This is a genomic window from Mycobacterium sp. Marseille-P9652, assembly GCF_902652685.1.
GTDB lineage: Bacteria > Actinomycetota > Actinomycetes > Mycobacteriales > Mycobacteriaceae > Mycobacterium.
In genome coordinates this window covers 12,669-30,780 of sequence record NZ_CACRUY010000044.1, presented here as the reverse complement: position 1 = coordinate 30,780, position 18,112 = coordinate 12,669, and the positions used below count along the sequence as shown (strand labels likewise).

At 70.0% G+C, this 18,112-nt stretch carries 14 protein-coding genes and 1 pseudogene; 4 read left to right on the top strand and 11 right to left on the bottom strand.

Annotation, left to right across the window (positions count from 1 at the left end):
• Positions 1 to 10: 10 nt before the first annotated feature.
• From aftB to glf, 5 genes are read right to left on the bottom strand one after another with little or no spacing between them, the layout of a single operon-like run.
• Complete coding sequence (gene aftB, locus GPY60_RS20180) at positions 11 to 1,981, bottom strand: terminal beta-(1->2)-arabinofuranosyltransferase (RefSeq protein WP_156689467.1); 1,971 nt, start codon at positions 1,979 to 1,981, stop codon at positions 11 to 13.
• Positions 1,968 to 2,876 carry a decaprenyl-phosphate phosphoribosyltransferase gene (locus GPY60_RS20175; protein ID WP_156689466.1) on the bottom strand — a complete coding sequence of 303 codons (909 nt, stop codon included), beginning with the start codon at positions 2,874 to 2,876 and terminating at the stop codon, positions 1,968 to 1,970. The genes aftB and GPY60_RS20175 overlap by 14 nt, the downstream gene beginning before the upstream one ends.
• Positions 2,873 to 3,406 carry a phosphatase PAP2 family protein gene (locus tag GPY60_RS20170; RefSeq protein WP_156689465.1) on the bottom strand — a complete coding sequence of 178 codons (534 nt, stop codon included), beginning with the start codon at positions 3,404 to 3,406 and terminating at the stop codon, positions 2,873 to 2,875. The genes GPY60_RS20175 and GPY60_RS20170 overlap by 4 nt, the downstream gene beginning before the upstream one ends.
• Positions 3,399 to 5,321: a glycosyltransferase gene (locus GPY60_RS20165; RefSeq protein ID WP_156689464.1), complete on the bottom strand. Its 1,923-nt coding sequence runs from the start codon at positions 5,319 to 5,321 to the stop codon at positions 3,399 to 3,401. Before GPY60_RS20165 ends, GPY60_RS20170 begins: the two co-directional genes overlap by 8 nt.
• Positions 5,321 to 6,511 (bottom strand): UDP-galactopyranose mutase, encoded by a 1,191-nt coding sequence (glf, locus tag GPY60_RS20160; protein WP_156689463.1) that lies wholly within the window; start codon positions 6,509 to 6,511, stop codon positions 5,321 to 5,323. Before glf ends, GPY60_RS20165 begins: the two co-directional genes overlap by 1 nt.
• Positions 6,512 to 6,772: 261 nt before the next feature.
• Between glf and GPY60_RS27205 the strand changes: the two are divergent.
• The 4 genes and pseudogenes from GPY60_RS27205 to GPY60_RS20130 form a co-directional block, all read left to right on the top strand.
• Positions 6,773 to 7,687: pseudogene (locus tag GPY60_RS27205) on the top strand (PirG); the annotation flags it as partial.
• A 374-nt stretch (positions 7,688 to 8,061) separates the two neighbouring features.
• Positions 8,062 to 9,705, top strand: a complete 1,644-nt coding sequence (locus GPY60_RS20145; protein WP_197283761.1) for an LGFP repeat-containing protein — start codon at positions 8,062 to 8,064, stop codon at positions 9,703 to 9,705.
• Between the two features lie 22 nt (positions 9,706 to 9,727).
• Complete coding sequence (locus GPY60_RS26700; protein WP_197283758.1) at positions 9,728 to 11,677, top strand: alanine racemase; 1,950 nt, start codon at positions 9,728 to 9,730, stop codon at positions 11,675 to 11,677.
• 39 nt (positions 11,678 to 11,716) lie between these two features.
• Entirely contained in the window at positions 11,717 to 13,255 is a 1,539-nt protein-coding gene (locus GPY60_RS20130) for a PE family protein (RefSeq protein ID WP_156689460.1), read from the top strand.
• Here GPY60_RS20130 and GPY60_RS20125 read toward each other — a convergent pair.
• The 6 genes from GPY60_RS20125 to GPY60_RS20100 all read right to left on the bottom strand — a co-directional run bounded on the left by GPY60_RS20125 (position 13,252) and on the right by GPY60_RS20100 (position 18,104).
• A complete protein-coding gene (locus GPY60_RS20125; RefSeq protein ID WP_156689459.1) occupies positions 13,252 to 13,722 on the bottom strand; it encodes a DUF350 domain-containing protein in 471 nt (156 codons plus the stop codon). The genes GPY60_RS20130 and GPY60_RS20125 overlap by 4 nt on opposite strands.
• 33 nt (positions 13,723 to 13,755) lie before the next feature.
• Positions 13,756 to 14,922 carry a glutathionylspermidine synthase family protein gene (locus GPY60_RS20120; protein ID WP_156689458.1) on the bottom strand — a complete coding sequence of 389 codons (1,167 nt, stop codon included), beginning with the start codon at positions 14,920 to 14,922 and terminating at the stop codon, positions 13,756 to 13,758.
• The gene (locus GPY60_RS20115; RefSeq protein ID WP_197283757.1) at positions 14,919 to 15,620 is read right to left on the bottom strand and encodes a hypothetical protein; all 702 of its coding nucleotides are present in this window, start codon (positions 15,618 to 15,620) and stop codon (positions 14,919 to 14,921) included. The genes GPY60_RS20120 and GPY60_RS20115 overlap by 4 nt, the downstream gene beginning before the upstream one ends.
• A 120-nt stretch (positions 15,621 to 15,740) precedes the next feature.
• On the bottom strand, positions 15,741 to 16,556 hold the full coding sequence (locus tag GPY60_RS20110) for an HAD family hydrolase (protein WP_370462776.1): 816 nt from the start codon (positions 16,554 to 16,556) through the stop codon (positions 15,741 to 15,743).
• Positions 16,553 to 17,338, bottom strand: a complete 786-nt coding sequence (locus GPY60_RS20105; protein ID WP_156689456.1) for a lysophospholipid acyltransferase family protein — start codon at positions 17,336 to 17,338, stop codon at positions 16,553 to 16,555. The genes GPY60_RS20110 and GPY60_RS20105 overlap by 4 nt, the downstream gene beginning before the upstream one ends.
• A 13-nt stretch (positions 17,339 to 17,351) precedes the next feature.
• On the bottom strand, positions 17,352 to 18,104 hold the full coding sequence (locus GPY60_RS20100) for a lysophospholipid acyltransferase family protein (RefSeq protein ID WP_156689455.1): 753 nt from the start codon (positions 18,102 to 18,104) through the stop codon (positions 17,352 to 17,354).
• Positions 18,105 to 18,112 lie beyond the last annotated feature (8 nt).

The following is an 18,112-nucleotide window of genomic DNA, read 5'->3' as shown; positions in this document are numbered from 1 at the left end:
TCATTCGCGCTCATTCGCGGGGCGGCGGCGGGATCGTCTCGGGCACCGGGAGCCCGCACCTGGCGAGCTCGTAGAGCGGCACGCGGTCGATTCGGTACTTGGTGAACGAATAGGCGTTCACCAGGTTGGACAGGAATCGGTGCGGGGTCATCGGGGCCCGCACCGAACTCAGCACCGCCTTGGTCTCGGGGCATTGCAGCGCCACGACCGCCTGCGCCACCCAGTTCGCGTCCAGGTAGCCCGGAATGCCCGGCGGCAGCTTCACCCATGGGCCGTCCGCGATCACCCAGTCCGGGAAGAGGTTCTTGTCGTGGCCGATGCGGCCGTGCTTCAGCCTCTCCGTGTGCTGGGCCAGCGGATTGGCCAGACCGATCTGGTCGATCACGCGGACGTCGAGCCCAACGTTCATGCCGACCATGCCGAGATTGGTGAAAAACACTGTGTGTTGCGGCTTTTGGGGCGGGCTACCCGGGGCCGGCGGCAACATCGGCACCAGGTCCCACTGCGTGTAGTTGCCCGACGGCAGCAGCAACGCCCCGTCCGGGGTGTTGTCGATCGCGGTGATGATCGCCGCCATCCGCGGGTAGTCGAGGTAGTCGGTGGCCGTCAGGGGGTGCGCGTGGCCGGTTGCCTGCGCGTAGAAGCGGCGCTCGTCGACGATGCCGGAGTAGCTGACGTGGGTGGCGTCGTCACCCATCCCGGGGGAGTTGGCCGCCCACAGCGACCAGCCGGCGACCGCCAGCCACAGCACCCCCGCTGCCCCGGCCACCCAGTACCCCGTCTCGCGGGAGTAGTCCTTGCCGTCGGGGATCAGCACCGGGATGACGGCCACGGGGGCCAGCAGACAGAACAGCGGCGCCAGCAACACCCGACCGTGCATGAAGTCGCCGCCCTGGCGGATCCAGTACAGCCCCTGCAACAGCCCGCTGACGAGGACGAACGCCACCACGGCCGGCGGGCTCTGCACGGCCCGGGCCGCCCGCCCGTAGTCCGGCGCCGCGAGGGGCCGCAGGAACGACGGCCGGCGCCGCGCGGCGGTCACGAGCACCCCCAGCGGCACGAGCAGCACGAGCGGCACCCACACCGCATACGGCGCGTCGAAGTTGGCGAGATAGGTCATGCCCTGCGACCACTTGTCGCCCGCGGCGTCCTTGGCCAGCGCCGTGCCGGGCACCAGCAGGCCGTAGTAGCCCATACGGAAGATCTGGTAGGAGACCGGCAGCAGCCCCCCGGCCACCACGACGAGCAGGCGCCGCCGCCAGGTGCGCGCCGCGACCAACATCATGATCAGCGCGAGGCCGCCCATCAGGGCCAGTTCGGGTCGGACGAGGACGCTGAAACCGGCGACGAACGCCAGCGCCCCGACGAACACGCGGCTGTCGGCGCGGCCCCGCAGCGGCTGCGACCAGCACACCATCATCCACCAGAGCAGCCCCAGATACGCCAGCGTCAGCCCGCTCTCCAGCCCCGAGGTGGCGAAATCCCGAGCCGGCGGCAGCGCGATGTAGACGAGCGCGCCGGCGGGCAGCATGACCGCCCGGCGGCCCCGCAGGCTGGGCGCGAACAGCCGGCCGGTGCCCAGCATGAGCAGCGCGACGCCGACCACCGAAAGGGTGAGGGCCAGCGTCAGCGCCACGTACTCCATGCGCATGGACCCGCCCACCCAGCTCCCGGCGTACATCAGGTACGTCCACGCGGTGGAGGTGTTGGCCTCCACCCGTTCGCCCTGGTTGAACACCGGGCCGTTGCCGGCCAGCAGGTTGCGCACGGTGCGCAGCACGATCAGCCCGTCGTCGGCGATCCACCGCCGCTGCCAGGCGCCCCACGCGAACAGCGCGCAGACCACCGCCACGCTGATCCACAGGCTGATGCGCACCATGGTGGCGTACGGGAACAGGGGCCGTACCACTCGCCTGACCACCGGCCGACGCCGCGGCCCCCCGACCCACGGGGCCTTCAGGTCGGCGCTAGCCGAAGGCAACGGCGGCTCCCACGGTCGCGATCCAGGCCAGCGCCAGCAGCTGCAGGACCCGGTCGCGCAGTGCGATGTCCTCGGGCTCCCCGGCCAGCCCGCCGTCGACGTCGACCGCGTAGCGCAGGATCGCGATGGTGAACGGCACCATGGACACCACGAACCAGCCCGCCTCGCCGTGTTCGCGCTCGAACGCCCACAGTCCGTAGCACAGCACCACCGCGGTGGCCGACATCGTCCAGACGAATCGCAGATAGGTGCTGGTGTAGCTCTCCAGCGACTTGCGGATCGCCGCGCCGGTGCGCTCGGCCAATTGCAGCTCGGCGTACCGCTTGCCCGCCACCATGAACAGCGACGCGAACGCCGCCATCAGCAGGAACCACTGCGACAGATGGGTGGCGGTCGCCGCGCCACCGGCGATGGCCCGCAGAAGATACGCCGAGGACACGATGCAGATGTCCATCACCGCCTGATGCTTGAGCCCGAAGCAGTAGCCCAGCTGCATGGCGATGTAGACGGCCATCACCACCGCGAGGTCCGGCGTCAACCACCACGAGACCGCCAGGGACGCCACCCCCAGGACGACGGCGAGGGTGTAGGCCAGCCATTCGGGGACCACGCCGGCGGCGATCGGGCGGAACCGCTTAGTGGGGTGCTCGCGGTCCGCCTCGACGTCGCGGACGTCGTTGACCAGGTACACCGCGGAGGCCGCCAGGCTGAACACCACGAAGGCCAACGACACCTGCATCGCCAGGGGGCCGAAGTCGTAGTGGTATCCGCGGCCGGCGGCGCTGAGCGGCGCGGCCAGCACGAGCACGTTCTTCACCCATTGCCGTGGGCGGATCGCCTTGACCACCCCGACGATCAGGTTGGACGGCGGCCCGACGACGACGTCCTCACTCATCCGGCGCAACCCCTTTCGAAGCGACCCGCGACCCCGGCTACGGCGGCGCCGAGGGCGACGCCGACGGCCACGTCGCTGGGATAGTGCACGCCCAGCACCATCCGCGACACCGCCATGGGCGGGACGAGGACCGCGGCGCACATTCCCGGCGGCAGCCCGGCGGCCCGACCGAACAGGATCGCCGCGGCGGTGGTCGACGTGGCGTGCGCCGACGGGAAGCTCAGCCGGCTCGGGGTGCCGACGTTCACCGCGACGGCCGGATGATGCGGACGCTCGCGTCGCACCACCCGCTTGACCAGCACGGCGGCCGCGTGCGCCGCGGGCGGCCCCGCCCCGGCGACCAGCCACTCCCGGCGCCGGGCAGGCACCAGCAACGCGCCGAGCAGCGCCACGGCGACCCAGCCCACACTGTGTTCGCCGAAGTGCGACAGCCCCCGCGCGACGGTCAGCACGCCCGGACGGTCGGCCACCGCGGCCTGAACGGCGACCAGCGCGGCCACTTCGCCGCTCGGGGGCGCCGGGTCAGGCATGTTTCGGCTCTTTGGCGGCGGGCGGGTCGGCTGCGGAGAAGAGCACCGCCTCCCACTTCTGCTTGCTGGACAGCACGGGCAGCGCCTCGCGGTACACCCTGCGCATCTCGTCGAACCGGGCGGCCAGCAGCCGCTGCCGGCGCAGCGAGGAGAGCAGCAGCGCCATCATCTTGCGCCGGTCGCGCTGGCGGTACACCACCCCGCACCCGTCGGCGGTCGTCACGGTCACGCCGTCGACCGTGCACAGCCGGAACCAGCGCGCGTCCTGAGTCGCCACGTTGTACTCCGGCCGCCGGTGCGCCTCGGGGTCGGCCTTGGTCATGTTGTGCAGGATGCCGCGGGCCAACCGGTAGCCGATGGACATCGGATTCACGGGCGGCTTCATCGCCTTGGTCCGCTGCAGCGGCGGCGGCAGCTCGCTGGCCGCCGGCAGCACGACCGCGTCCGGGTATTCCTTGCGCAGCCGGTGCACCTCCGGCAGCGCGGATTCCAGGATCGAGAAGATGTGCTCGGGGCCGGCCAGGAAGTCGTCGATCGCCTTGTTCTGGATCGCCACCGTCGAATACTCAAGGCAGGCAAGGTGTTTCAGCGTCGCCTTGAGGTGGCTGCGCACCAGGCCGGTGACGTCGCCGTCCCAGTGCATCGCCGCGACCACCAGCCGGTTGCGCAGGTGGAAGTAGGCCTGCCAGTCGATGGCGTCGTCCTTGTCGCTCCATGCCATGTGCCAGATCGCGGCGCCGGGCAGCGTGACGGTCGGGTAGCCGTGCTCGGCCGCCCGCAGCCCGTAGTCGGCGTCGTCCCACTTGATGAACAGCGGCAGCGGCTGTCCCAGCTCCTCGGCGACCTGGCGGGGGATCATGCACGTCCACCAGCCGTTGTAGTCGACGTCGATCCGCCGGTGCAGCAGCTTGCTGCGAGAGTTGTTGTCGTTCAACGGGTATTCGGCGAAGTCGTGGTCGTATTCGGCGTGCGGCGCGGCGGTCCACATGAAGTTCGACCGGTTGACGACCTCGCCCATGATGTGCAGGTGCGAGGGCTCCTGCAGGTTGAGCATCTGGCCGCCGACGAGCATGGGCGTCTTGGCGAAGCGGTGCATCGCGAGCACCCGCAGGATCGAGTCCGGCTCGATGCGGATGTCGTCGTCCATGAACAGGATCTGTTGGCAGTCGGTGTTTTTCAGCGCCTCGTACATCACCCGGCTGTAACCGCCCGAGCCGCCGAGGTTGGGCTGGTCGTGGATGGTCAGGCGATTGCCCAGGCGGGCCGCCGCGGCGGGGAAGTCGGGATGGTCGCGCACCTTCCGGACGCCCTGGTCGGGCACGATCACCGCGCCGATGACCTCGTCGACCAGCGGGTCGGCGGTGAGCTCGGCCAGCGCGTTGGCGCAGTCCGCAGGGCGGTTGAAGGTCGGGATGCCGACCGCGATGTTGGCCTTGACCGGCGGGGCCTCGGTGGCGTACCACCCGCCGCTGACCAGCGTGACCTTGGTGTCGGTGGTGATGTCGAACCAGATCCAGCCGCCGTCCTCGAACGGCTTGAGCGCGACCTCGATCTCGACGACTTGGGCCTCGTCCGAGGGCTGGTCCCCGCCGCCGCCGAACTGGCGGCCCTCGACGAAGATGCGGGCGCCCGTGGCCTTGGTGCGGTAGACGTCGACGCGGCCGGCGCCCGTCACCTCGACGCGCAGCACCACGGACTGGCAGATCGACCAGCGGCGCCAGTAGCTGGCGGGGAACGCGTTGAAGTAGGTGGCGAACGACACCTCGGACTCGGCACCGATCTGCAGGGACGTGCGGCTGGTCGCGTGCGCGCGCCGCGCGTTGGTGGTCGACTCCTCGAGGTAGAGCTTGCGCACGTCCAGGGGCTCACCCGGACGCGGCAGGATGATTCGGGACAACAGACTCACCGCGGGCATCAGACCCCCTCCCCCGCCAGGGCCGCCCCGTCGCGCAGGTGCGGCGCCAGGACGTTGTCGTACATGTTCAATGCGCTGGCGATGGCCATGTGCATGTCCAGATATTGGTAGGTGCCCAGTCGCCCGCCGAACAGCACCTTCGCGTTCGCCGTCTCGGCCTTCGCCCGCGCCCGGTACGCGGCCAGCACGGCGCGGTCGGCCTCGGTGTTGATCGGATAGTAGGGCTCGTCGTCGTCGCCCGCGAACCGGGAGTACTCCCGCATGATCACCGTCTTGTCGGTCGGGTAGTCGCGCTCGGGATGGAAGTGGCGGAACTCGTGGATGCGTGTATAGCGCACGTCGAGGTCGTTGTAGTTCATCACCGGCGTGCCCTGGAAGTCGCCGATGGGCAGCACGTCGACCTCGAAATCCAAAGTGCGCCAGCCGAGCCGGCCGTCGGCGTAGTCGAAGTAGCGGTCCAGCGGGCCCGTGTAGACGACGGGCGCGTCCGGGCTGTCGGCCCGCAGCTGGTCGCGGACGTCGAACCAGTCGGTGTCCAGCCGCACCTCGATGCGGTCGTCGGCGGCCATGTTCTGCAGCCACGCGGTGTAGCCGTGCACCGGCAGGCCCTCGTAGGTGTCGGAAAAGTACCGGTTGTCGAAGGTGTAGCGCACCGGCAGCCGGGTGATGTTCGCCGCGGGCAGCTCCTTGGGGTCGGTCTGCCACTGCTTGGCGGTGTAGCCCTTGACGAACGCCTCGTAGAGCGGGCGGCCGATCAGTGAGATCGCCTTCTCTTCGAGGTTCTGCGCGTCGGCCGTGTCGATCTCGGCGGCCTGCTCGGCGATGAGCTGCCGGGCGTCCTGAGGGCTGAAGTACTTGCCGAAGAACTGCGACACCAGTCCCAGTCCCATGGGGAACTGGTAGGCCTGCCCGTTGTGCATCGCGAACACGCGGTGCTGATAGTTGGTGAAGTCGGTGAACTGGCGCACGTAGTCCCACACCCGCTTGTTCGAGGTGTGGAAGAGGTGCGCGCCGTACTTGTGGACCTCGATCCCGGTCTGCGGCTCGGCCTCGGAATAGGCGTTTCCGCCGATGTGCGGACGCCGATCCACCACCAGCACGCGCTTGCCCAGTTGGGTCGCCACGCGCTCGGCAATGGTCAGGCCGAAGAATCCGGAGCCGACGACGAGGAGGTCGAAACGAGAAGTCATCGGTTGCTTAGGGTATCCGACGGCGCGGGCCTAACCCATTTGGCGAGCCTGGGGAGTCGGCTCCGGTCCGGGGAGTATGGACGCCGGGCCCGGTCTGCGGCCATCACGGTCGGGGTCGCAATTGCCTCACGATTCGATCTCGTCACTCTAGTCACAGGATTCTCACTCGTACCATCAACTCTGTGTGGTTCATGCCGGACAGGACAGGCAGGCCGACAAACAGAGTGAGCCGACACAACACATGAGATTGAGGAGACTTCCGTGCCGAACCGACGCCGACGCAAGCTTTCGACAGCCATGAGCGCGGTCGCCGCCGTGGCAGTCGCGAGTCCGTGCGCATACTTCCTTGTCTACGAGTCGACCGGCGCGACCAAGCCGGCCGAGCACCACGAGTTCAAGCAGGCGGCGGTCATGTCCGACCTGCCGGGCGAGCTGATGGGCGCTCTGTCGCAGGGTCTGTCGCAGTTCGGGATCAACCTGCCGCCGGTGCCCGCGCTGAGCGGCGGGACCGGTGCCACCACGCCGGGCCTGACCAGTCCGGGCCTGGGGACTCCCGGCCTGGGCACCCCCGGCCTGACCAGCCCCGGTTTGACCAGCCCCGCGCTGACCAGCCCCGGCCTGGCCCCGACGACCCCGGGCCTGACCTCGCCGTCCGCCCTGCCGCCGACAACCCCGGGTGGGGCCGCGACGGCGCCGGGCGTCACCACCCCGGCCGCCGGGCTCAACCCGGCGCTGTCCAACCCCGGTCTGACCAGCCCGGCGGGCGTCGCCCCCGGCGCGGGAGCCGCCACCCTCGCCCCCAGTGAGGTGCCGATCGACTCCCAGACCGGCCTGGACCCGGGCGCGGGCGGCACCTACCCGATCATCGGCGACCCGTCGACGCTGGGCGGCGCTTCGCCGATCGGCAGCGGCACCGGCCTCGGTGGCGGCGGCGGCAACGGCGGCGGTGGCGGCGGTGGCCTGATCAACGACGTCATGCAGGCCGCCAACCAGCTGGGTGCCAGCCAGGCGATCGACCTGCTCAAGGGCCTGGTGATGCCGGCGATCATGCAGGGCGTCCAGCACGGCGCCGCCGGAGCCCCGGCAGCCGCCGGTGCCCTGCCGGGTGCCGCCGGTGCCCTGCCCGGCGCGGCCGGTGCCCTCCCGGGTGCCGCCGCCGGTGCCCTGCCGGCCGCGGCCGGCGCCGCCGGTGCGCTGCCGCACGCCGCGGGCGCCCTCCCGGGTGCGGCCGCCGGTGCCCTTCCCGGTGCCGCCGCCGCCCTGCCGGGTGCGGCGGGTGCCGCCGGGGCTCTCCCGGGGGCGGCCGCCGGCGCCCTCCCTGCCGCAGCGGGTGCCGCCGGCGCCCTGCCGGCGGCCGCCGGTGCCCTCCCGGCACCGACCCTTCCGCCCGTCTAACTCCACCGGACCCGTCACCAGACGGCACCGCAGAGCGCATGGACTTCGGAACCCAGCAAACCCCCTCTGCGGTGCCGTCGACGCACGTTCGGGCTCTTTTCACGCCCAAGACCGTGTCGTCACAGAAATAACACTAGACACATGAGTAACATCAGCTGGTGTCCCGCAGTCGCGCGCCGACGATGTTGCTCACCGCAGTCGCGGCGACCGTCGTCATCGTCTCCTGGGCGGCCGGAGCAACCCGCGGTCACCGCGCCCCCGAGCCGACCCGCGCCCGCGACACCCAACTCGCCGAGCAGCCGCTGACCGGGCTCGGCGCCGGCGTGACGGTGCGCGAGCTCAGCCAGCCGACCCCCTTCTCGCTCGTCGCCCTCACCGGCGACCTCGCCGGCACCTCCACGCGGGTCCGCGCGAAGCGCCCCGACGGCTCGTGGGGGCCCTGGTACCAGACCGAGTACGAGACGGCGGCCCCGGATTCCCCGGCCGGCGCCGACGCGCCGGCGGGAGACCCCCAGGAGGGGCCGCGGAGCACCGACCCGGTGTTCGTCGGCACCACCACCACGGTGCAGGTCGCCGTCACGCGCCCGCTGGACGCCGCGGTGACCGCGCCCGCCGCGCCGCCCCCGGACGGCCTGGGCTACCGGCCGGCGTCCCGGGAGCAGCCCTTCGGGCAGAACATCTCGGCGATCCTCATCTCCCCGCCGCAGGCCCCTGTCGAAACGCACTGGACGCCACCGGCGGGGGTCCTGATGCCGGGGCAGGCGCCGCCGATCATCAGCCGGGCGGAATGGGGCGCCGACGAATCGCTGCGATGCGGAACGCCCCAGTACGACAACGGGGTTCGCGCCGCCGTCATCCACCACACCGCCGGCAGTAACGACTATTCCCCGCTGGAATCCGCCGGCATCGTCAAGGCGATCTACACCTATCACAGCAAGACGCTGGGGTGGTGCGACATCGCCTACAACGCGCTGGTCGACAAGTACGGCCAGGTGTTCGAGGGCAGCGCGGGCGGTCTCACCAAGGCCGTCGAGGGCTTCCACACCGGCGGTTTCAACCGCAACACCTGGGGCGTGGCGATGATCGGCAACTTCGACGACGTGCCGCCGACACCGATCCAGCTGCGCACCGTGGGCCGGCTGCTCGGCTGGCGTCTGGGCCTCGACGGCGTCGACCCCAAGGGCACCGTCGCCCTCGAGTCGGCCGGCAGCCACTACACCACCTTCCCCGCGGGCGCCACGGCGACGCTGCCGACGATCTTCACCCACCGCGACGTCGGGAACACCGACTGCCCGGGCAACGCCGCCTACGCGCTGATGGACGAGATCCGCGACGTCGCATCGCATTTCAACGACCCGCCCGAAGAGCTGATCAAGGCCCTGCAGGGCGGCGCGATCTACGAGCGCTGGCAAGAACTCGGCGGCATGAACAGCGTGCTGGGCGCGCCGACCTCCCCCGAGGACAGCGGGGAGGGCGACTCCCGCTACGTCACGTTCGCCAGGGGCGCGATGTACTGGTCGCCGGTGACCGGCGCGCAGCCCGTCACCGGCGCCATCTATGACGCCTGGGCGTCACTGAGCTACGAGCGCGGTCCGCTCGGGCTGCCGACCAGCGCGGAAATCCAAGAGCCGCTGCAGATCACGCAGAATTTCCAGCACGGCACCCTGAACTTCGAACGGCTCACGGGGAACGTCACCGAGGTCGTAGACGGCATCACCACACCGCTCTCGACGCAATCCCCGAGCGGTCCGACCGTGCCGCCCGAACACTTCTCGCTGCCCGCGCACCCCGGCGCCTGAACGGACACTACTGTAGCCTCCTGTGCCCGAGACGCCTTACCTGACGATCGATCTCGATCGGGTGCGCGGTAACTTCCGTGCATTGCGGGCCCTGCTCCCCGAGGCCCGGATCCGGTACGCGGTCAAGGCCAATCCCGCCGATCCGGTATTGCGACTGCTGGCCGCCGAGGGTGCCGAATTCGACGTGGCGTCATCCGGTGAGATCGCCGCGTGCGCCTCGGCAGGCATCGAGGGACGTCTGCTGGCGTTCGGCAACACGATCCGTAAACCGTCGACGGTGGCCGCGGCGTGGTCGGCCGGCGTGCGGCGGTTCGCGTTCGACACCGAGGACGGCGCGACGGCGCTCGCCCGACACGCCCCCGGGGCGCGGGTGGAATGCCGCATCGCTCCGGCATTCCCGGCGTCGGTCACCCCGTTCGGGCACAAATTCGGTTGTGACCCGGCGGCCGCCGCGGGGCTGCTCGATCACGCCCGTCGGCTCGGCCTCCGCCCGGACGGCGTCTGCTTCCATGTCGGCTCGCAGCAGCTGGACCCGGCGGCCTGGGGGCTCGGAATACGCAGCGCCGCAGACATATTCGACGCGGTCGAGGGGCTGGCGACACTCAACGTGGGGGGCGGGTTTCCCGTCGCGTATGCCACCGGCGCGCCGCCACTCGAAGCGTTCGCCGACTCCATCCGATCGGCGCTGGAGCTCTGCTTCGGGGGCCGGCAGCCGACGCTCGTGGTGGAACCCGGGCGGGCCCTCGTCGCGTCGGCCGGCACGATCGACTGCGAGGTGGCGTCCACGCGGACCGGCACCGACGGCAGGCGCTGGGTGTACCTGGACGTCGGCCGCTACGGGGGCCTGGCCGAGACGGAGAACGAGTACATCCGCTACCGGTTGCGCAGCGACCGTGACGGCGATCCGACTGACGACGCGGTGGTCGCGGGTCCGACGTGCGACGGGGACGACGTGCTCTACCGGAGCTACCCACTGCCGGTGACGCTGCGACCCGGCGACCACGTCCGCATCGAGGGCGCCGGCGCGTACACCGCCAGCTACGCGTCGGCGGCCTTCAACGGAATTGCTCCGCTGCCAACCTATTTCGTCGCCGAGGGGGCACCTTGGGCGGCCCCCCGCGACATCGTCGAACCGCTGGCCCCCGGGCTTACCCGGCACTGGCGCCTTGACGAGGTCCTCTGCGACGTGCGCACCGACTTCCAGCACCTGGTGATCGGCCGCACGGCCCAGGGCGTCGGCCTGTTCAGCGACGGGGAGCGCCAGAGCACCGAGCTGAGCCAGCTCGTCTATCACGAGGCGTTGCTCGTCCCCGCGCTGCTGTTGGCGGATCGGATCGAGCGCGTCCTCGTCATCGGGTCCGGCGAGGGCGTGGTGAGCCAGCTGGCGGTGGCCGCCGGCGCCACGCGCGTCGACCACGTCGACATCGACGCAGAGGCGGTCCGGCTGTGCGCCGAGCACCTGCCGTACGGCTACTCGGTGGACGAATTGCGCCGCGCCGAGCAGGGTTTGGGGCCGGTCACCGTGCACTACCGCGACGGCTGGAGCTTCGTCGAGCAATCCAGGACGCGCTACGACATCGTGGTGGTCGACCTGCCCGACGAGCGCACCGGCCCCGCTCAGCACAACCGGCTCTACGACGCCGACTTCCTCGAGCGCTGCCGCGACATCGGCGGCGTCGTGACCGCCCAGGCCGGGTGCCCGACGCTCTGGCGCAGCGAATCGCTGCGCCGGTCGTGGCGGCGCTTCGGCGAGACCTTCGGGACCGTCGTCTACTTCGGCAGCGACGAGCACGAGTGGGCGTTCCTGTCGGGCATGCCCGGGCATACCGGGGACCCGGTCGCGACGATGCGCGCGCGGTTGCCGTCGTTGCCCTACCGGCCGCACACCGTGGACGCCGTGTCGCTCGGGGCGGCCACGATTCCGCCGAAGACCCTTCGGGGTTTGCCAGATGTGTGGGGCCCGTCACAGTAGGCTTGGACTCACTTGCTGGTTCGTGGAGGGGAGACGGCCATGTCGTTCGTGCTCACAGCACCGGACCTGTTGACATCGGCGGCGGGAGACCTGGCGAACATCGGCTCCGGACTGCAGGAGGCGACCGCGGCGGCGGCCGGGCCCACCACCGGGGTGGTCGCCGCGGCCCAGGACGAGGTCTCGGTCGCCGTGTCGCGCCTGTTCGGCACCTTCGGCCAGGAGTTCCAGGCCATCACCACCCAAGCGGCGGCGTTACACGACGAGTTCGTGCGCGTGCTGATCGGCAGCGCGGCGGCCTACCTGAGCACCGACCTCGCCAACGCCGAACAGAACCTGCTCGGCGCCGCGACGGTGCCCCTCACCGGCGCGGCCGCGGCCGCCGCGCCCGGTGACGCCTACGTGCAGCTTTTCGCCCACACCGAAGCCAACCTGCAGTCCCTCTTCGGCGCCTGGGGGGCCAACCCGTTCCCGTTCCTGCGCCAGGTGATCGCCAACCAGATCGGCTACTTGCAGCAGATCGCGGCGACACTCAACTACACGATCCAGAACTTCCCCGCGATCGTGGCCAACCTGCCGGCAACCACCCAGGCCGGCATTCAGCAACTGCTCGCCGCCAACCCGTTGACTTTCGCCGAGCAGTTCATCGCCACCCAGATCGGTTTCGGCCAGGAGTTGGTGACGTCGCTGGGCAACATGGCAACCGACCTCGTGAACGGGTTTCCCGCCTTCCGGGCGGGGCTTGGAGTGGCGTTGCAGGCGTGGCTTGCCGGCGACTACTTCGGTGCGGTGAACGACGTGGCGCAGGCCTTCGGAAACCTCTTCGTCACCGGAGCCAATCCCGGCCCGGTCGCGCTTGATCTGGCTATCAACTTCCCCGATGTCACCGTCACTGCGGGGGTGAGTCCCACACTGCTCGGCCCGCTCGGCGACTTCTTCAACATCCTGAACATCCCCGGCCAGGAGGCGCAGTATCTGACGGACCTCATTCCGCCGTCGATCCCGCGACAGATGTCGCAGAACTTCACCAACGTGCTCAACAAGCTGACGATCCCGAGCATTTCGGCGGTGGCCCAGCTTGACGTGCAATTGGGGCTTCCCCCCACGGCGAACGGCTACCTCGCGACCTACTTCGGGCTGCCGCTGGTGTTCAGCTACGCGGTCGCGGGTGCGCCGCTTTCAGCCCTCAACGGACTGGCCACGGGGGCGACCGCGGTGCAACAGGCGCTCTTGGCGGGAAATCCCGTCGGAGCCTTCGGCGCGCTGATCGACACTCCGGCCTTCGTAGTGGACGGCTTCCTCAACGGCGAAGCCATCATGAACATCACGATCCCGGTTCCGGTCACCGTGCCCCCGAACCCGTTCATTTCCAGCTTCACCGTGCCGATCATTCTGCACCTGCCGTTCGACGGCATTCTCGTTCCGCCGCACCCCCTTACGGCCACCATCGACTTGAGCGCCGTCATCCCGAACACAACGATTCCGGTCACCATCTTCGGCACGCCGTTCATGGGCCTCGCGCCGCTGCTGATCAACTACGTGCCCCAGCAGCTCGCCGCCGCGATCACACCGACGGGCTAGAGGATCGCCACCGCCACGACGATCCCGAGGGCGAATTGCGCCGAGGCCACCAGCATGGCCTCGTGGCAGAACTCGTCGGCCTCGAACAGCGCGTGCATGTCGATGCCGATCGCGAACGTGGCGATGCGCATCATCACCACCTGGGCCGCGATGCCCACCAGGCCGAAGACCGCCGCACCCACCAGCCCTTCGAGCAGCTTGCCCGACGAGGCGTAGATCGCGAGCACCACGATGAGCGCCATGCTGACCATGCCGGCGGCCGACACGATGATCGCGTTCGGTTTCCCTGCGTCGACCATCTTGCGCAGCGGCCCGGGAGTGGTGAGGTCGATCGCGTAGAAACCGATCAGCATCAGGACCAGGCCGACGATGGCGTACAGCACGATCGCGCCGGCGCCGCGGCCGAGCACGGCCATGTAGCCCTGGTCCCAGTAGCTCGAATTCAACGCCATGTCGCGCTGGGTCATCGGCGATCAACTCCAATCATGTTGGCGGGAAGTTCATTTGAGCGGAATCCGATGGGGCACGAAGGCCGCGCCGTCGTCGGTGATCAGGCCGGCCGTCTCGCGGATGCCCAGCCCGGCCGATGAGTCGCCGACGATCCACGCCCCCAATGCGGGGCGCATGTCGTCGAATTCGGGCAGCGGGTCCAGCAGTTGGTAGACGTACCCCTCCTCGCCGTAGACGCCGCCGGTGGCGGTCTCCATCCCGGCGCCGACGACGGTGATGTTCGCCCCCTCGCGACCGAGCTTCGGCTTGCGGACGTATTCGACCAGCTCGTGCGGGTCGTCGAGGTAGGCGGGCAGGAGGTTTGGGTGGCCGGGATACATCTCCCACAGCACGGCCAGGATCGCCTTGTTCGACAGCAGCGTCTTCCACAGCGGCTCGATCCACGTCGTGCGCGGCAGGCTCGACACCGCGTACTTGCCGAACTCGTCGTCGAGCACCCACTCCCACGGGTGCAGCTTGAAGATCGCGTGGATCTCCGACTCCTCGAGGTCGACGAACCGCTCCAGGGCGGCGTCCCAGCCGATGTCCTCGATGGTCAACCCCACGGTGTTGAAGCCCGCCTCGGCGGCGGTCTCCTGCATGTAGGTGGTGGTGATCTGATCCTCGCCGGTGGCCTCGGCGCCGGACCAGGTGAAGTGAATCTCGTTGCCGGGCAACAAGTCCCGAACCACTTTCCATCGGTCGACCAGCTGCTCGTGCAGCGAGTTCCACTGGTCGTCGTTGGGGAACACGTCCTTCAGCCAGTACCACTGCAGGATCGCCGCCTCCAGCAGGGTGGTCGGCGTGTCGGCGTTGTACTCGAGCAGCACCGCAGGCCGCCGGCCGTCGTAACGAAGGTCGAACCGCCCGTACACATGGGGGTCGGAGCGCCGCCACGACTCGCCGATCGCCTGCCAACTCCATTCCGGCAGGCCGAAATCCGCGTACCGCTCCATCAGCACGACCTGCTCGACGGCGTTCATGCACATCGAGTGCAGCAGCTCGACGTCGGCTTCCAGCGCGAGGATTTCGTCCATCTCGAATTCGTAGTGCACCGACTCGTCCCAGTACGGCCGGTCGGCGCCGGTCGCGTCACGGGCGGGCGTGCCGTAGACCAGGCCCTGGGACTCGACGATCGACCGCCACTTCGGTCGCGGTCGCGAACGGGCGCGCTTCACGAGCCGCCGCCCTTGCTCCCACCGCCGCCGCCCTTGCTACCGCCCCCGAACTTGCTCCCGAACCCGCCGCGCTGAATCGTGCTGCCCGACTTGGTCGTGATGGTGGCGCCCTTGGGCGCGACGGTGGTCCCGCCGATCGGCCGCGAACCAATGGTTCCCGAGCTGCCGTAGTAGTAGCGGTACGAGTGGCCGCCCCAGAAGAAGAAACCGTTCATACCCGCGGTGTGGCCGGTGCAATAGCTGTCCGGGACGATCACGGGGTTGCCGTTCGGGTCGTCCTGCACGCACTGCGCGGTGACGGTGCTCGGCGACAACGCCCAATAGCCCAGCCCCGCAACGACTCCCACCACACCGACCGCGGCCGCGCCGCCGATCAGCCGCCGGTTGCGCTTCTGCCGCTTGGCTTCGGCCGCGAGCCGCGCCTCTTCGATCTCGCGCTGCTTGTCCTCGTACTTCTTGCGGGCCCGTAGCTCCGCGGGCTTGGGCGGACGCGGCCGCGACGTCTCCGCGTCCTGAAAGCGGACGCTCCCGCCGGAGGACGACCCGCCGGTCTCCTCGTCGTCGGATTCGCCGCCCGGCGCCGAAACGGCCTCGTCGGTCGCCTCCCCGGCGGGCTGACCGTCCTCGCCTTTCGCGTGCCTGGGGTTGTCTTGTGCCGGTGTGTCACCCTCCGGCGGCGACTCGTCGTCAGAGGCCACGGGCGGTCTCCCGGCGCGCCCGGATGTCAACGCGGGTCATGAGTCCGAACGCAGGCACGCGGGCAGTGTGACACATCGCGCGAGCGACGTCAGCGGTACCGTGCCGCGCGCGGCACGGCGCTAGAGCCACCAGCGCTCCAGCACCCGCCCCACCCCGTCGTCGCTGTTCGGCGCGGTGACCTCGTCGGCGGCGGCCATCACCTCGGGGTGCGCGTTGCCCATCGCGACGCCGAGCCCCGCCCACAGGAGCATCGGAATGTCGTTGGGCATGTCACCGAACGCCACGATCTCGTCGGAACCGATGCCCAGCGGCCGGGCGAGCTCCTCCACGCCGGTGGCCTTGCTGGTTCCCAGCGGCACGATCTCGACGAGCCCGTTGTCGGTGGAGTACGTGATGTCGCCCTCGATGCCGACGTGCCGCGCCAGCTCCGCCGCCATGTCCGCGCTGCGGGCGCCCGCCTGGCGGATCAAGAGCTTGATGGCCGGCGCGCTGAGCAGGTCTTCGATCGACACCTCGGTGTTGTCCGGGTTCAGCCACGCGTGCTCGTATCCCGGCGAGCTGATGAATTGCGGTGTCGCGGTGTCGTGGGCGCGTTCGCCGATCCGCTCGACGGCCAGGCCCGCCCCGGGGATGACCCGCGCGGCGAGCTCGGCGAGCTCGGTCAGCGCGTCGACCTCCAGCGTGCGCGCCGACACGACCCGATCGGTCGCGGAGTCGTAGATGACGGCGCCGTTGGCGCACACCGCCATCGGTGCGAAACCGAGCGCGTCGACGACGGGCCGTATCCACCGGGGCGGGCGGCCCGTCGCCAGGATGAACCGCGCGCCGCCGTCGATGGCGGCCAGCACCGCGTCCCGGGTGCGCGGTGTGATCGCCTCGTCGTCGTTGAACAACGTGCCGTCGACGTCGCACGCGATCAGGGCGGGCAGGGTCAATGCAATCCGCTCTGATTCTGCCCCGGCCGCGTCACCCCGTCGGTCCCGTACCTCTTGGCGCGCTCCTGCAGTTCGGCCAGCCGGATCGCCTGGGAGATGTCCTGTGTCGGCGCGGCCCCGCCCAGCCGCCGCGGCACCCAGTACTCGCCCGCCGGATGCGGATACTCCTCCTGGACGCGGTAGAGCATCGACTTCATCGCCTGCCGCAGCTCCGAGTTCAGCTGCTCAGGGGTGCCGTGCGGCGGCAGCGGCCGCCCGACGGAGACCGTGACCGGAACCTTGTTGCGGAACACCTTCTTGGGATGGTCCTTGGGCCAGATCCGGTGCGCACCCCACACGATGACCGGCAGGATCGGCACCCCGCCGGCCTGCGCCATCCGGGCGGCGCCGGTCTTGAACTCGCGCAGCTCGTAGCTGCGGCTGATCGTGGCCTCGGGGTGCATGCCGATCAGCTCCCCCTGCCGCAGCCGCTGCACGGCCACGTCGAACGCGTCATGGCCGGCCCTGCGGTCCACCGGGATCAGCCGGGCGTGGTTGATGACGTAGTTGACCGCCTTCACGTCGGCCATCTCGGCCTTGATCATGAAGTACGCGCGCCGGCCGCGCTCCTTCACGGCGAGCAGCGTGGGCAGCCAGTCCAGGTAGCTGGTGTGGTTCTGGGCGATCAGCGCGCCCCCGCGCGCCGGGATGTTCTCGAGGCCCTCGAACGTGAACTTGGTCCCCTGCATCGCGACCATCGGGGGAACGATCCACTCGCACAGCCGGTAGAACCCCTCGGGCATGTCTCCTCCTCGCCTAACGCGACGGGCGCGCGCTACGGCTCGCCGCGCGCGCCGCGGCCTCTTCGGCCTCGATCCGCGCGGCCTCGGCCACCGCCGGTGCCCCACCGCCCAGCCGCTGCGGCACCCACCACGCCCCAGGCTCGTGCGGATAGTCCCCTTGCGCGAGGTGCAGCAGCGTCGTCATCGACTCGCGCAGCGCGGCATCGGTCCGCGCGATGTCGTCCGCCGGATGCAACGGCGCACCCACCTGCACAGTAATCGGTATCTTAGTGCGGCCTAAGCTCCGCGGGTGGTCCTTGGTCCAGATCCGATGTGCTCCCCACACGATCACCGGAACGATCGGCACGTCCGCGTCGATCGCCATCCGGGCCGCGCCGGTTTTGAACTCCTTGAGCTCGAAGCTGCGGCTGATGGTCGCCTCGGGATAGACGCCGACGAGCTCGCCCTCGCGCAGGCGCTGGACGGCCACGGCATAGGCCTGCGCCCCGGCGCGGCGGTCCACCGGAATGGTCTTGGTGTGCCGGATCAGGAAATTGACCACGCGTACCCGCTGCATCTCGGCCTTGATCATGAATCTGAGCCGGCGGCGCCGGCGGTGGACGGCCAGCGCGGCGGGCAGCCAGTCGACGTAGCTGGTGTGGTTGATCGCGATCACCGCGCCCCCGCGGCCCGGGATGTGCTCTTCGCCGCGGAACGTGATCCGGCTTCCCGTGGCCCGGACGACCAGCTTGGCCACGGCCTCGAGGGTGCGGAAAGTCGGCTCCACGCGGACCG